Below are 13,618 nucleotides of genomic sequence, written 5' to 3' on the forward strand. Positions count from 1 at the left end.
CCGCGAAGCGGCGATTTACCGCCGGGAGCCCGGGTCGCCAGGGTGGTGGCGATTGAGCCACCCTGGCACGTTCACCGGTCATGTCGTTACAGAGTAGCAAGGAACATAAAGTGAACGGAATGACCTCCACAGCCGTATGTTCCCCCTCTCCCTCAAGGGAGAGGGGGAACATACGGCTGTGGAGGCATTATTTTGTGGGAAACCCTCAGCCCACAAGGAGAGGGAACCGATCGAGCACGCAGGCCCGGTAAGCGCAGCGACACCAGGCAAAAACAGCGCTACTGATTCTCTATCAACAGCGCTTCCAGCAGGTCCAGATCGTGCAGCAGCTTTTGCAGCGTTTCGTTGCTGATCTGGCGCGTGGCGCGCAGATGGTACAGCTCGGCGCGCTCTGAGCGCAGCGCCGCCAGGCGGAACCGGCGCTCCAGGTTTTCCTCCTGCAGCGAGCTTTCCACATCGTTACGCCCGTCCGCGCGGCGGCGAAGGTTACCAATCACGCGGGAACTGACTTCCGTCAGCAGCTGATTGTCGATGTTCTCTTCCGCATCCGCGGCCAGACGCTCTTCCATCTTCTGAATCGCGACAATTGCCACTTCGGCGGTGGCCGCCCGGGCAATACGCTCCTCTTTATGCTGCTGAGTCGAATCACCGGCATCAATATGCTGGAGTAAAATCGGCAGCATAATCACGCCGACAAACAGGGAGAACAGAATCACGCCCGCCGCCAGGAAGACCAGCTCGTAGCGCGCCGGGAAGACGTCGCCCGTGGGCAGCAGCAGCGGAATGGAGAGCACACCGGCAAGGGTGATCGCCCCGCGTACGCCCGCAAAAGAGGCGATCAGCAGCTCACGCGTTGTCCACGAGCCGAACTCCATCGGCTTTTTCTTCAGGAAACGTACGCTGAAGTTTTTCATCGTCCACAGCCAGCCGAAACGCACCAGCATCAGCGCCATGTAGATCAGCACGATGTCGGTAAACAGCATCCAGACCTCAACGTTCGGATCGGCCTCCGCCGCCACCAGCGAGGATTCCATAATGCCCGGCAGCTGCAGGCCCAACAGCAGGAACACCATGCCGTTAAAGACAAATTCCAGCATGGCCCAGGTGCTGTTGGCACGCAGACGCATGGCCAGCGGCGCGCGACGCATTACGCCGGAACGGGTGATGGTCATCCCCGCCGCAACCGCAGCCAGAATGCCCGACACGCCGATATGTTCGGCAATCAGATAAGAGGCAAACGGCAGCAGGAACAGCAGTACGATCTGCGTTGCGGGCTCATCGCCGCCCCAGCGGCTGAGGAAGCGCAATGAGCGGCCGTACAGCCAGCTCACCACGAAGCCCGCCAGAATACCGCCAATCGCCACCTTGAAGAATTCCAGGGTTGCGCCGCCGATGGTAAAGACCATCGTGCCCATCGCAACGGCCACGGCAAACTTCAGGGCGACCAGGCCGGAGGCGTCGTTCATCAGCGCCTCACCCTGTAAAATCCCCATGATTTTCTTCGGAATACGGCCTTCACCCACAATGCCGGACAGCGCCACGGCATCGGTTGGCGACAGCACGGCGGCCAGCGCAAAAGCCGGTATTAATGGAATACCCGGTACCGCCCAGTAGATCAGAAAACCAATCCCGACGACGGTGACCACCACCAGCGCCAGCGCCAGGCCGAAGATCTCGCGCCCGTGCTCAAGGAATTCTCGCGTGGGCGTTTTCCAGCCATCGGCAAACAGCAGCGGCGGGATAAACAGCACGAGGAACAGTTCGGGGTCAAATTCCACGTGCAGGCCAAACGTCGGCCACGCCAGCAGCGCGCCGATGGCAATTTGCATTAATGGCAGGGGGACCTGAAAGGGCAGTACGCGTGTAACCACCCCGGATAGCGAGACCACAAGGGTCATGATGAGTATTGTGAAGAAGATTTCCATGCGTTCCCTGTTTGCTGTGTTGCTTATGTACTCCGGAAGGCGTCGTGCCTTTTATTCTATCTTCTCCAGAGTAACGCAAAAGGCAACAGGATGAGTCCTGAAAATAAAAATGGGCGGCCTGAGCCACCCGTTTTCGCATCAATGGACAACTTAGATTGCCCAGCCGCCCGCGTAGAACGCTACCAGCGCAACGGCGATAATCACGGTGCCGACGTTCAGCTTGCGCCATTCACCGGAGACCAGACGACCAATCACCAGCGACGCGAAGCCGATCATAATGCCGGTCACGATGTTACAGGTCAGGACGATGAAGACCGCGGTAATCAGGCCAGACATCGCGTCCACGAAGTCCGCAAAATCGATTTTCGCTACGTTGCTCAGCATCAGCAGGCCAACGTACATCAGCGCTGGCGCGGTCGCATACGCCGGAACCAGATAGGAGAGCGGAGAGAGGAACAGGATCAGCATGAACAGCACGCCGACGGTGATCGCCGTCAGGCCGGTTTTACCACCTGCCGCCGTACCCGCTGCGGATTCGATGTACACCGCCGCAGGCGCCGCGCCCACCAGGCCGGAGAAGACGCTGCTCAGGGAGTCGGTAGTCAGCGCTTTGCCGCCGTCAATAATCTGACCGTCTTTATCCAGCAGGTTCGCCTGACCGGCCACCGCACGAATGGTACCGGTCGCGTCAAACACGGCGGTCATGACCAGCGCCAGCACGCTTGGCAGGATCACCGGGTTCAGCGCGCCAACGATATCCAGGCTGCCAATCAGGGAGTTGCCTTTGTCATCGCTCAGCGACGGCATGGCGAAGATACCGGAGAAGTGTACGGTTGGATCGAAAATCAGGCCGACAATAGAAACGCCGATAATGGTCAGCAGAATGCCGCCAGGCACCTTCAGTTTTTCCAGACCGATAATCACCGCCAGACCGATCAGCGACATGATCACCGGGAAGCTGGCGAAGTGGCCCAGAGCTACCGGCAGACCGTCCAGCGGGTTCTTGATGACCAGACCGACGCCGTTGGCGGCGATCAGCAACAGGAACAGGCCGATACCGATGCCGGTACCGTGCGCCACGCCCTGCGGCAGGTTGCGCAAAATCCAGCTACGGATGCCGGTCGCTGAAATCACGGTAAACAGCACACCCATCAGGAACACGGCACCCAGCGCAACCGGTACGCTGATGTGCTGACCCAGCACCAGGCTGAACGCGGTAAACGCGGTCAGAGAGATGGCGCAACCAATCGCCAGCGGCAGGTTCGCCCACAGACCCATCACGATGGAGCCCACGCCGGCCACAAGACAGGTCGCCACAAAGACAGCCGCTGGCGGGAAGCCTGCTTTGCCCAGCATGCCCGGCACAACGATGACGGAATAAACCATCGCCAGAAACGTTGTCAAACCGGCAACAATTTCCTGGCGCACGGTGCTGCCGCGGGCCGAAATTTTAAACATGGCGTCAAGTGAACCGCCAGTACGCGCAGATGGCGTAGACATAGAAAACATCCCCTGAGAGTTTTTTAGGAAGTCCGTAAGCGAGGTGGAGACGCCACTGCCAGCTGAACGTCAAATCCTTGTGTTGCGTTTGTGACGAAAGGGCGTCACAAAAAAAGCAAACGTTTAGCTCCGCGCTTACAAACGGGTGGTCAAATTAAGGCAAACGATTATCTAGCGTAATCCCCGCCCTTTTCAACTGAACTTTCTCGTTTTTCGCTAAAATTCACTTATGACGCTGAAGAAATAAACAGAGGATGCGCAAACGTTATCGTCTATGCGCAATTTGTTTACATTTCAGTCCTCGCCCGGGATAGATAATGGGCCCCCCTGTTCCAGGGTTCTTTGCCAGCCTGGGGTGTTCTCAACTTTTGTCTTCCACGCCAGAATATGCGGCAGATTAGCGATACCGCCTCGCGCCAGCAGGGCAAAGATCGGGAAGCTCATCTGGATATCGGCCATGCTGAGCGAATCCCCGGCAAACCAGCTGTTTTCGGCAAGATGTGACTCAATAAAGCGCGCATGGGTTTCCAGCTGACGGTTGAGATACGCTTTCTGCACCCCCTGCCCCAGCGCTTTGCCCAGGGTTCTGATACCAAACGGCACCGGCGGCTTGCCGAGGCTGTTGAAGACAAGCTTCATTAACAGCAGCGGCATCAGCGATCCTTCGGCGTAATGCAGCCAGAAGCGGTATTGCACCTTATGCGCCGGATCTAAAGGTTTAAGGCGTGACTCGGGATCGTACGTTTCCTGCAGGTACTCCAGGATGGCGCCCGACTCTGCAAGGATCAGTCCGTTATCTTCGATAACCGGCGATTTGCCCAACGGATGCACCTTTTTGAGAGCCTCCGGCGCCAGCATATTCTTTTCGCGCTGGTAGTGGACGATCTCATAAGGCAGGCCGAGTTCTTCCAGCGCCCAGATCGCGCGGTGCGAGCGCGACTGGTTAAGGTGGTGTACCGTGAGCATGGTTTTCTCCTGTTATTCATACTTTTTAACTATAGAAAATTGAACAACACCGCGAAAAAAATTCGTCTAAAAAACGGTCGGTGAGGCTGGCGAAAAAACGGGTCTTGCATAGAATTAAAGTGTCAGCACAATCCGGAACCTCCCCAACCAGCTCGACACTGAGGGGTGCTGATGTCGGGGGAAACCCTCCCGTGAACCAGCGGGATAGAGTGAAAGACAAAGACCGGGAAAAACTAAAGCGCCCTTATGTGGCGCTTTAGTTCTTTATAATGCTTTTGCCGGGTGGCGCTTCGCTTACCCGGCCTACGTTCCCGGTTTTGTAGGCCGGGTAAGGCGCAGCCGCCACCCGGCAAACCGGCCGCACAATCTCAATCCTCTTCCAGCAGCCGCGCCCCCGTCCCCTGCTCGCCCAGCCTGTCGCCGGGGTTACGCAACGGACAATCGCTACGCGACAGGCAGCCGCAGCCGATGCAGCCATCCAGCTCGTCACGCAGCGCGACCAGCGTATGAATACGCCTGTCCAGCTCTTCACGCCACTGGGACGACAGCTCTTTCCACTCTTTCGGGCTAAGCGTATGCCCTTCCGGCAGCACGCCAAACGCCTCGCCGATCGTGGCCAGGGGAATTCCGATTCGTTGCGCAATTTTGATAATCGCCACGTAGCGGAGCACGTCGCGAGTATAGCGACGCTGGTTGCCCCCGTTGCGGATGCTTTTAATTAACCCTTTGCTTTCATAGAAGTGGAGCGCGGATACCGCAACGCCGCTTCGCTTCGCCACTTCACCGGGAGTTAACAGCGCTTTAATTCGCGGCAATCTCTTTTCCATAAAACCTCTTTACCTCAAGTTAACTTGAGGAATTATACTCGCCCGCAGAGAAAACGACGAATTAACCGAGATAGTTGTATCTACAGAGGGGCAACCTTATGTCGCATCAGCAGATTATTCAGACGCTTATTGAATGGATTGATGAACATATCGACCAACCGTTGAACATTGATGTGGTCGCTAAAAAGTCGGGCTATTCGAAATGGTATTTACAGAGAATGTTCCGCACGGTCATGCATCAGACGCTGGGTGAGTACATTCGCCAGCGCAGACTGCTGCTGGCGGCGCAGGCGCTACGCTCAACGCAGCGGCCCATTTTTGATATCGCGATGGACCTTGGCTATGTGTCGCAACAAACCTTTTCCCGCGTGTTTCGCCGCGAGTTTGACCGCACGCCGAGCGACTATCGCCACCAGTTGAATTAATCGCCCTCAGTGCAAAGGCTGCTGCTGCCAGGTCATAAATTCCTGGGGCGGCATCGCTTTCGCGAAGTGCCATCCCTGACAAAACTGGACGCCGCGCTTCAACAGCCAGCTTACCTGCTCTGCCGTCTCTACCCCTTCCGCAATGGTTTTCAGCCGCAGGCTTTGCGCCATCTCGATAATATGCTCGGCGATCAGGTGACTGGTACTGTTGGTCGTTAAGGTATCGATAAACGATTTATCGATTTTCAGAATATCCACGTTCAGCGAGTAGAGGTTGTGCAGGTTCGAGTAGCCGGTACCAAAATCATCGATCGCGACTTCATAACCCGCCTGACGGAAAGCCTGAATCACCGGGGTGGTTTTTGGCACATCGATAAAACCGCGTTCCGTCACTTCTATTTTGATTTGCTGCGCACGGACGGCGTAGTGGCGGGCCTTGTCGGAAATCATGGCGATCAGCCGCGAGGAGTGGAAATCCGTGGCCGACAGGTTAATCGAAATATAGAGATGCGGATGCTCGGCCAGGAAATGGCCCAGATCGTTGAACACCTCCTCAACGACATAGTCCGTAATCCGCTCGCTCATCCCCTCATTTTCCGCCAGCGGGATAAACTCAGCCGGGCTCATCACCTGCCCATTAAAGCCAGGCCAGCGCAACAGCGCCTCCGCACCCACACACTGGTTATTCTTAATATCAATAATCGGCTGATAGTGGACGCAAAGCTGTCGTTTGTTCAGCGCGCGGTGCAGTAAGCGCCCCGGCGAATTAAGCTCACGATGGGTACGCGACCATACCAGCAAAATAATAATGCTGCAGATCATGCCCAGCGGTAGCGTCAACGTCGCCTGGTGATAAAGCGTTTCATAAAAGCGTTTATTTGATGTCGAGACAATGGCCGCAATCGGTCTTTTGGGAGATGTTACGATCGTATAAAAGCGGTTATCTTTTTGAAATACCGATTCCTTATCCCGAATCATCGAATTTAATAAAGAAACATTGGCTTTCTGGCTGACGGAAAAGAAAGCATTGGTTACCGTGTCGTACACACCCCAGGAGAGAGAATGATCCGCGGACATGACTTCGCTGTATGAAAGCGGATTGACGACCACCACATAATTTCCGCGCTGCATATATGTCATTTTATAGCCAGTATAAAATGGGGTATCGCGATAATAATAGATAGCGACGTCAGGTTTGCGCGTGTAATTAGCGACAGGAATGGCGTAGGGGTGATCCGGTGTAAAAACGGTCGAACAAAGAAAATTCTGACCTTCAGCGTAAATTAAATCGGCGACAAACAGGCGGCCACGAACAACGTTCAGCATATATTGACGGTGTCCCGGCGTGCAAAGCTCGCCCTGATATTTTACCGCCTCGTCCCTGGCAAGCTCAACCTGTTGAATAACCAGCTCTGTTTTGTCTAAAGCCAGTTCAGCAAATGTGCGTAGCTGGGCGCTTGTTTCAGACACGGCACGCAGTTGGGCAAACCATAGCGCAAGCATCACCGGCAGCATAACTACCATGATGATCCCTACCACCCTGAGCATTTTGCGCCGCGCGCTACGATTCATTTCCCGCCCTATATCCCTGCATGTTGTACGCCTGTAGTACTTAAGGCCGGATGCTTTGTTAAACAGGTGATTACGTTGCATGAATCATGCGAAGTTAGCAACTGACTTTTAGTATTAAAAATCTTAAATTTCGTTATGCCGATAATATTTTCCCGTAAGTTAAACTGTAAGTATTCGTTCCGTTTCAATTAAGGAAAATAATTATCCAGCCCGTCAGGCAGACGGGAAGATAACACAACAGACAATCGTTGATTAAGCCAAACGTCTGACAGCATGAAAAAAGTACAATTTCATCATGACGTTTTATGCTATTTGCTCTGAGGCATTGTGTCCGTTGATTTATAAATAGTCAGCCTACACCACAATATTTTGAGTATTGGCGGAGAATAATGCCCCTCTTATAAAAAACGAATTTGCGCTATCCCCACTTGCCCGAAGCGCGTTTTCGGCACGCTGTGGGTCCGCCTCCTCATGCGCCGAAGGCAGGACCAGCCCGCACAATCGCCTTTTCTGAGGAATAAAATCCTCTTTTTTGATCGCACAGATACTGGCGAATAAATCAACAAATGTGATATAGTTCACACATATTTTGTAACGAGAAACACCGTTTCATTCAGTTCGTCTGTTTTATAGAGGATGGGTTTTATGGCAACCATTACTACCAGCATGGTTCTCCTGCGCTGGCCTTTGTTGAGTGCGGTACTGATGTTTCTAGCCAGCACGCTGAACATTCAGTTTCGTAAATCTGACTATGCGGGCCTTGCTGTCATCAGCACCCTGCTGGGGCTGGGTGCGGCCTGCTGGTTTGCAACGGGCCTGCTTGGCATCACCCTGCTGGATATCGCTGCCGTCTGGGAAAACATTAAAGTGGTGATGGTTGAGGCGATGAGCCATACGCCGCCAGACTGGCCGATGGTGATTACCTGATCCCTTCCGGAATAAAAAAACCCAGACGCTAGTCTGGGTTTTTTGTTTTCAGCACGCGGAAATCAGAACGGAATGTCGTCGTCGAAATCCATTGGCGGTTCGTTAGACGGCGCCGGAGCAGACTGCTGCTGCGGACGAGACTGTGCGCCGCCGCTGAACTGGTTGCCGCCCTGCGGCTGCTGAGGCTGACCCCAACCGCCCTGCTGCTGGCTCTGACCGCCACCTGCCGGTGCACCACCGCCCTGACGGCCACCCAGCATCTGCATGGTGCCGCCCACGTTGACCACGACTTCTGTGGTGTACTTCTCAGCGCCGGCCTGATCGGTCCATTTGCGGGTACGCAGCTGGCCTTCGATATAGACCTGAGAACCTTTACGCAGATACTCACCGGCCACTTCGGCCAGTTTGCCAAACAGCACTACACGGTGCCATTCGGTCTGCTCTTTCATCTCACCGGTCGCTTTATCACGCCAGGATTCGGAAGTAGCCAGCGTAATGTTGGCAACTGCGCCACCACTCGGCATGTAGCGTACTTCCGGGTCCTGGCCCAGATTACCGACGAGAATCACCTTGTTTACGCCTCTGCTGGCCATGTTCGTGTCTCCTGAATACGTTTCTTAATAGTGTAAACGCGCGAGTGTACCATTTCCACGCGGCAATTTGCATAGTTGCGTAGTCGGTTCAGAAATCTCTCGCGGACTCTACATTGTTACACAGCCAATCAGAAAATGCATTCCAATACTGTATATTCAAACAGGTCAAATTGTGTCATAATTAGCCGTTTCTGACAGCCGTTTGTCCTTCAAACAAATCAGGCAATCCGTGTTCCAACCGGGAAAGGTGAATGGATAAGATCGAAGTTCGGGGCGCCCGCACCCACAATCTCAAGAATATCAACCTCATAATCCCTCGCGACAAACTCATTGTCGTGACCGGGCTTTCGGGGTCTGGCAAATCCTCACTGGCTTTCGACACTTTGTATGCCGAAGGACAGCGTCGTTACGTTGAATCGCTCTCTGCGTACGCGCGTCAGTTCCTGTCGCTGATGGAAAAACCGGATGTCGACCACATTGAAGGGTTGTCCCCTGCTATCTCTATTGAGCAGAAGTCCACCTCGCATAACCCGCGTTCAACGGTCGGTACCATTACCGAAATTCATGACTACCTGCGTCTGCTGTATGCCCGCGTGGGTGAGCCGCGCTGCCCGGACCACGACGTCCCGCTGGCGGCCCAGACCGTAAGCCAGATGGTGGATAACGTGCTGTCGCAGCCGGAAGGCAAACGCCTGATGCTGCTGGCGCCGATCATTAAAGAGCGAAAAGGCGAACACACCAAAACGCTGGAAAACCTGGCAAGCCAGGGCTATATCCGCGCCCGTATCGACGGCGAGGTGTGTGACCTGTCCGACCCGCCAAAGCTGGAGCTGCAGAAGAAGCACACCATCGAAGTGGTGATTGACCGCTTTAAGGTACGCGACGATCTCGCCACGCGCCTGGCGGAATCTTTTGAAACGGCGCTGGAACTCTCTGGCGGCACGGCCGTGGTCTCCGACATGGACGACCCAAAAGCGGAAGAGCTGCTCTTCTCCGCCAACTTCGCCTGCCCGATTTGCGGCTACAGCATGCGCGAGCTCGAGCCGCGCCTGTTCTCATTCAACAACCCGGCGGGCGCGTGCCCGACGTGTGACGGCCTGGGCGTCCAGCAGTATTTCGACCCGGACCGCGTGATCCAGAACCCGGAGCTGTCGCTGGCGGGCGGGGCCATTCGCGGCTGGGACAAGCGTAACTTCTACTACTTCCAGATGCTGAAATCGCTGGCAGAGCACTACAAGTTTGACGTCGAAGCACCGTGGGCGAGCCTGAGCCCGAACGTGCATAAAGTGATCCTGTTCGGTTCCGGCAAAGAGAACATCGAGTTCAAGTATATGAACGATCGCGGCGATACCTCCGTGCGCCGCCACCCGTTCGAAGGGGTGCTGCACAACATGGAGCGCCGCTACAAAGAGACCGAATCCAGCGCGGTGCGCGAGGAGCTGGCGAAGTTCATCAGCAACCGCTCCTGCGCCACCTGTGAAGGAACGCGTCTGCGTCGCGAAGCGCGCCACGTGTTTGTGGAAAACACCGCGCTGCCGACCATCTCAGACATGAGCATCGGCCATGCGATGGACTTCTTCAACAATCTGAAGCTCTCCGGCCAGCGCGCGAAAATCGCCGAAAAAGTGCTGAAAGAGATTGGCGATCGCCTGAAATTCCTGGTGAACGTCGGCCTGAACTACCTGACACTTTCCCGCTCGGCAGAAACGCTCTCCGGCGGTGAAGCCCAGCGTATCCGTCTGGCGAGCCAGATTGGCGCGGGCTTAGTCGGCGTGATGTACGTGCTGGATGAGCCGTCCATCGGCCTGCACCAGCGCGACAACGAGCGCCTGCTCGGGACGCTGGTTCACCTGCGCAACCTCGGCAACACGGTAATTGTGGTCGAGCACGATGAAGATGCGATCCGCGCGGCCGACCACGTCATCGACATTGGCCCAGGCGCTGGCGTGCACGGCGGCCAGGTGGTCGCGGAGGGAACGCTGAAGGACATCATGGCGGTACCCGAATCGCTGACCGGCCAGTACATGAGCGGCAAGCGTAAGATTGAGGTGCCAAAACAGCGCGTAGCGGCAGATCCGGAAAAAGTGCTGAAGCTGACCGGCGCGCGCGGCAACAACCTGAAAGACGTCACCCTGACGCTGCCGGTTGGCCTGTTTACCTGCATCACCGGCGTGTCCGGTTCCGGTAAATCGACGCTGATCAACGATACGCTGTTCCCGATTGCGCAGACGGCGCTGAACGGCGCGACGCTGGCCGAGCCTGCACCGTACCGCGACATCCAGGGTCTGGAGCATTTCGATAAAGTTATCGACATCGACCAGAGCCCGATTGGCCGTACCCCGCGCTCTAACCCGGCAACCTATACCGGCGTCTTCACGCCCGTACGTGAACTCTTTGCCGGCGTGCCGGAAGCGCGCTCCCGCGGCTATACGCCAGGACGTTTCAGCTTTAACGTTCGCGGCGGCCGCTGCGAAGCGTGCCAGGGCGACGGCGTGATCAAGGTTGAGATGCACTTCCTGCCGGATATCTACGTGCCGTGCGACCAGTGCAAAGGCAAACGCTATAACCGCGAAACGCTGGAGATTAAGTACAAAGGCAAGACCATCCACGAAGTGCTGGACATGACCATTGAAGAGGCGCGCGAGTTCTTTGACGCTGTGCCTGCACTGGCGCGTAAGCTGCAGACGCTGATGGACGTAGGCCTGACCTACATTCGTCTTGGGCAGTCGGCAACCACGCTGTCCGGCGGTGAAGCGCAGCGCGTGAAGCTGGCGCGTGAGCTGTCAAAACGCGGCACCGGTCAGACGCTCTACATTCTGGACGAGCCGACCACCGGCCTGCACTTTGCCGACATCCAGCAGCTGCTCGAGGTTCTGCATCAGCTCAGAGACCAGGGCAACACCATCGTGGTCATCGAGCATAACCTGGACGTGATTAAAACCGCGGACTGGATTGTCGATCTCGGTCCGGAAGGCGGCAGCGGCGGCGGTGAAATTCTCGTCTCCGGTACGCCAGAGACCGTTGCAGAGTGCGAAGCCTCGCACACCGCGCGCTTCCTTAAACCGTTGCTGTAATTGTCACACGGAGAGTTGCTGTCGGGTGGTTTCCGGCAGCAGCTCAACCGCCTGCTGATAGGACGCGTCCACCAGGTAGTAAATCTGCGAGCCTGGAATCGACCCATCCAGATAGACGGTACTCCAGTGCGCCTTATTGAGGTGCTTGCTCGGCCTCACGTCATCATGCTGCTGGCGTAGCAAATCCGCCAGTTCAGGGCTGGTTTTCAGCGACGCCGCCGGACGGCCTTCCACCTCTTTCACCATCGCAAACAGGACATCTCCCACCTTAATCTGCGTGGCTTTCCAGTCGCTGTGGACGCTCTGCGCCGCGCCGGGCTTGCTCATGCAGTACTGAAGTATCTCCGAAATTGTCATCTTTATTCCCCTTGTAGCGTGGCGATAATTTTACGCGAACCACCGTGAATGCGATGCTCTCCCAGCCAGATCCCCTGCCACGTTCCCAACATCAGCCGCCCGTTGTGAACCGGCAGTATCAACGATACGCCCAGCAGGGAGGATTTAATATGCGAAGGCATATCGTCCGCCCCCTCATAGTCATGCTCGTAAGGCGCGTTGTCCGGGACGCTCTTCAGAAAATGGTGCTCCATGTCGGACCGGACGGTGGGATCGCAATTTTCATTAAGCGTGAGAGAGGCGGACGTGTGCTGAAGCAGCAGATGCAGCAAACCCGTTTTCACCCGCGACAGGTCGCGGAGTTGCCCGATGACTTCATCCGTCACCAGGTGAAATCCGCGTGGTTTAGCGCTTAAGGTCAGGGTCTGTTGGTACCACATGTGCTGCTCCGTGATGAAAGATGAATCTTTCTAAGTGTGCAGCAAGAAGACGAAAGGTAAAACCCGCAGCAGCGAGATTTGATTAAAAAAGAGTCAAACACGCTGCTGGGTACTTAATACTCCGAGTTGACGATCACCTCTTCGCCAAACTTTCCGGCCATCGGCAGCGGTCGATAGGTCGAGTTAGAAGCACGTAACACCCTGATCCCTCTGGCTCCCACGTCATGCGCGGCGGTGATGTCGTTATCCGAATCGCCGTAGAATACTTTGATATTTTTCTTTTCCAGCCACTGGGTTTTGGTGTTTTGCCCTTCTTTGTCACCGGCAAAAATGACCGGATTCATGCTGGTCGCCGGGATCTGGAAATCATCCTGCAGCGTTTTCGAGACGGTTTCCGTTTTGGTCTGACTGCGGCCGGTGACAAAGTAAATGCTATCACCGCGCTTCACGTGCATGGCAATAAGCGCACGGGCAACTTCTTTCGGGATGCTGAATTCGTCCCAGCCGTTATTCATTTTTTCCCAGAATTCCGGGTTCTTCAGATACGCTTCGCTGTCGGGTGAATACGTTTTCTTCCCGCGCCAGAAGCCGGGGCTTGAGAACAGCACGGTATCGTCAATGTCAAAGCCCACGGCCATTGGCGCGCGGCCAATCAGGCTGTTTTCGATTTGGGCCACGGAAACCCAGTGAATGGGCGCCTGCTCGGCGAGAATGGCGGCGGTGGTGCCGGTGTAAAGCGGCGTCGGGGCAGAAGCTCGCGCGACGACGGCGCTGTTAAGCGAGAACAATAAGCAGGCGGCGCTGAGCGCCAGTGTGATCTTGCGCATATTTTCCCCTGAATATTCAGTTTGTTATCGTTTTAATTTGAGCGGATGGTCAAAAAACTATCCGACCATAACCCCAGCGGGAGGTGAAGGGAAGGAGTTTTTGCTTATGAAGCGGAATAAAAAGAAGACGATCACAGAATGCCGGGCAACGTATTTGTGCGGCCTGATGCCCTCACCCCGGCCCTCTCCCACGGGGAGAGGGCCGG

Annotated in this window: 12 protein-coding genes; 3 read left to right on the top strand and 9 right to left on the bottom strand. The window is 55.7% G+C overall.

Going from position 1 to position 13,618, the window contains the following annotated elements; all coding sequences use genetic code 11:
- Positions 1-278: 278 nt before the first annotated feature.
- The 4 genes from AC27FC_RS18515 to soxR form a co-directional block, all read right to left on the bottom strand.
- Positions 279-1,925: a Na+/H+ antiporter gene (locus AC27FC_RS18515; RefSeq protein ID WP_033144417.1), complete on the bottom strand. Its 1,647-nt coding sequence runs from the start codon at positions 1,923-1,925 to the stop codon at positions 279-281.
- Positions 1,926-2,075: 150 nt separating this feature from the next.
- A complete protein-coding gene (ghxP, locus tag AC27FC_RS18520; protein WP_023310059.1) occupies positions 2,076-3,425 on the bottom strand; it encodes a guanine/hypoxanthine transporter GhxP in 1,350 nt (449 codons plus the stop codon).
- Positions 3,426-3,719: 294 nt separating this feature from the next.
- Positions 3,720-4,391 carry a glutathione S-transferase family protein gene (locus AC27FC_RS18525; protein ID WP_069303531.1) on the bottom strand — a complete coding sequence of 224 codons (672 nt, stop codon included), beginning with the start codon at positions 4,389-4,391 and terminating at the stop codon, positions 3,720-3,722.
- Positions 4,392-4,759: 368 nt separating this feature from the next.
- Entirely contained in the window at positions 4,760-5,218 is a 459-nt protein-coding gene (gene soxR, locus AC27FC_RS18530; protein ID WP_023331806.1) for a redox-sensitive transcriptional activator SoxR, read from the bottom strand.
- 98 nt (positions 5,219-5,316) lie between these two features.
- On the opposite strand from soxR, the gene soxS reads away from it, so the two are divergent.
- Positions 5,317-5,643: a superoxide response transcriptional regulator SoxS gene (gene soxS, locus AC27FC_RS18535; RefSeq protein WP_013095071.1), complete on the top strand. Its 327-nt coding sequence runs from the start codon at positions 5,317-5,319 to the stop codon at positions 5,641-5,643.
- A gap of 6 nt (positions 5,644-5,649) precedes the next feature.
- Here soxS and AC27FC_RS18540 read toward each other — a convergent pair whose 3' ends face one another.
- Positions 5,650-7,215, bottom strand: a complete 1,566-nt coding sequence (locus AC27FC_RS18540; protein ID WP_029740210.1) for an EAL domain-containing protein — start codon at positions 7,213-7,215, stop codon at positions 5,650-5,652.
- A 645-nt stretch (positions 7,216-7,860) separates the two neighbouring features.
- Here AC27FC_RS18540 and AC27FC_RS18545 point away from each other — a divergent pair.
- Positions 7,861-8,142 (top strand): YjcB family protein, encoded by a 282-nt coding sequence (locus AC27FC_RS18545; RefSeq protein ID WP_008503385.1) that lies wholly within the window; start codon positions 7,861-7,863, stop codon positions 8,140-8,142.
- Between the two features lie 62 nt (positions 8,143-8,204).
- On the opposite strand, the gene ssb1 is transcribed toward AC27FC_RS18545, so the two are convergent.
- Positions 8,205-8,735: a single-stranded DNA-binding protein SSB1 gene (ssb1, locus tag AC27FC_RS18550; RefSeq protein ID WP_029740211.1), complete on the bottom strand. Its 531-nt coding sequence runs from the start codon at positions 8,733-8,735 to the stop codon at positions 8,205-8,207.
- Between the two features lie 251 nt (positions 8,736-8,986).
- On the opposite strand from ssb1, the gene uvrA reads away from it, so the two are divergent.
- A complete protein-coding gene (gene uvrA / locus AC27FC_RS18555; protein WP_042718374.1) occupies positions 8,987-11,809 on the top strand; it encodes an excinuclease ABC subunit UvrA in 2,823 nt (940 codons plus the stop codon).
- 3 nt (positions 11,810-11,812) lie between these two features.
- On the opposite strand, the gene AC27FC_RS18560 is transcribed toward uvrA, so the two are convergent.
- The 3 genes from AC27FC_RS18560 to aphA all read right to left on the bottom strand — a co-directional run bounded on the left by AC27FC_RS18560 (position 11,813) and on the right by aphA (position 13,412).
- Positions 11,813-12,166 carry an MmcQ/YjbR family DNA-binding protein gene (locus tag AC27FC_RS18560; protein ID WP_094935051.1) on the bottom strand — a complete coding sequence of 118 codons (354 nt, stop codon included), beginning with the start codon at positions 12,164-12,166 and terminating at the stop codon, positions 11,813-11,815.
- 2 nt (positions 12,167-12,168) lie between these two features.
- Complete coding sequence (locus AC27FC_RS18565; RefSeq protein WP_094935052.1) at positions 12,169-12,585, bottom strand: secondary thiamine-phosphate synthase enzyme YjbQ; 417 nt, start codon at positions 12,583-12,585, stop codon at positions 12,169-12,171.
- A gap of 113 nt (positions 12,586-12,698) precedes the next feature.
- Positions 12,699-13,412: an acid phosphatase AphA gene (gene aphA, locus AC27FC_RS18570; RefSeq protein ID WP_032662578.1), complete on the bottom strand. Its 714-nt coding sequence runs from the start codon at positions 13,410-13,412 to the stop codon at positions 12,699-12,701.
- Positions 13,413-13,618: the final 206 nt, after the last annotated feature.

Source organism: Enterobacter sp. C3_dUdeg (genome assembly GCF_057536195.1).

Excerpts from the sequence above, each read along its gene's own strand:
- AC27FC_RS18515 (WP_033144417.1), bottom strand. The coding sequence starts at position 1,925 with ATGGAAATCTTCTTCACAATACTCATCATGACCCTTGTGGTCTCGCTA.
- ghxP (WP_023310059.1), bottom strand. The coding sequence starts at position 3,425 with ATGTCTACGCCATCTGCGCGTACTGGCGGTTCACTTGACGCCATGTTT.
- soxS (WP_013095071.1), top strand. The coding sequence starts at position 5,317 with ATGTCGCATCAGCAGATTATTCAGACGCTTATTGAATGGATTGATGAA.
- AC27FC_RS18525 (WP_069303531.1), bottom strand. The coding sequence starts at position 4,391 with ATGCTCACGGTACACCACCTTAACCAGTCGCGCTCGCACCGCGCGATC.
- uvrA (WP_042718374.1), top strand. The coding sequence starts at position 8,987 with ATGGATAAGATCGAAGTTCGGGGCGCCCGCACCCACAATCTCAAGAAT.
- soxR (WP_023331806.1), bottom strand. The coding sequence starts at position 5,218 with ATGGAAAAGAGATTGCCGCGAATTAAAGCGCTGTTAACTCCCGGTGAA.
- AC27FC_RS18560 (WP_094935051.1), bottom strand. The coding sequence starts at position 12,166 with ATGACAATTTCGGAGATACTTCAGTACTGCATGAGCAAGCCCGGCGCG.
- aphA (WP_032662578.1), bottom strand. The coding sequence starts at position 13,412 with ATGCGCAAGATCACACTGGCGCTCAGCGCCGCCTGCTTATTGTTCTCG.
- AC27FC_RS18540 (WP_029740210.1), bottom strand. The coding sequence starts at position 7,215 with ATGAATCGTAGCGCGCGGCGCAAAATGCTCAGGGTGGTAGGGATCATC.
- ssb1 (WP_029740211.1), bottom strand. The coding sequence starts at position 8,735 with ATGGCCAGCAGAGGCGTAAACAAGGTGATTCTCGTCGGTAATCTGGGC.
- AC27FC_RS18545 (WP_008503385.1), top strand. The coding sequence starts at position 7,861 with ATGGCAACCATTACTACCAGCATGGTTCTCCTGCGCTGGCCTTTGTTG.
- AC27FC_RS18565 (WP_094935052.1), bottom strand. The coding sequence starts at position 12,585 with ATGTGGTACCAACAGACCCTGACCTTAAGCGCTAAACCACGCGGATTT.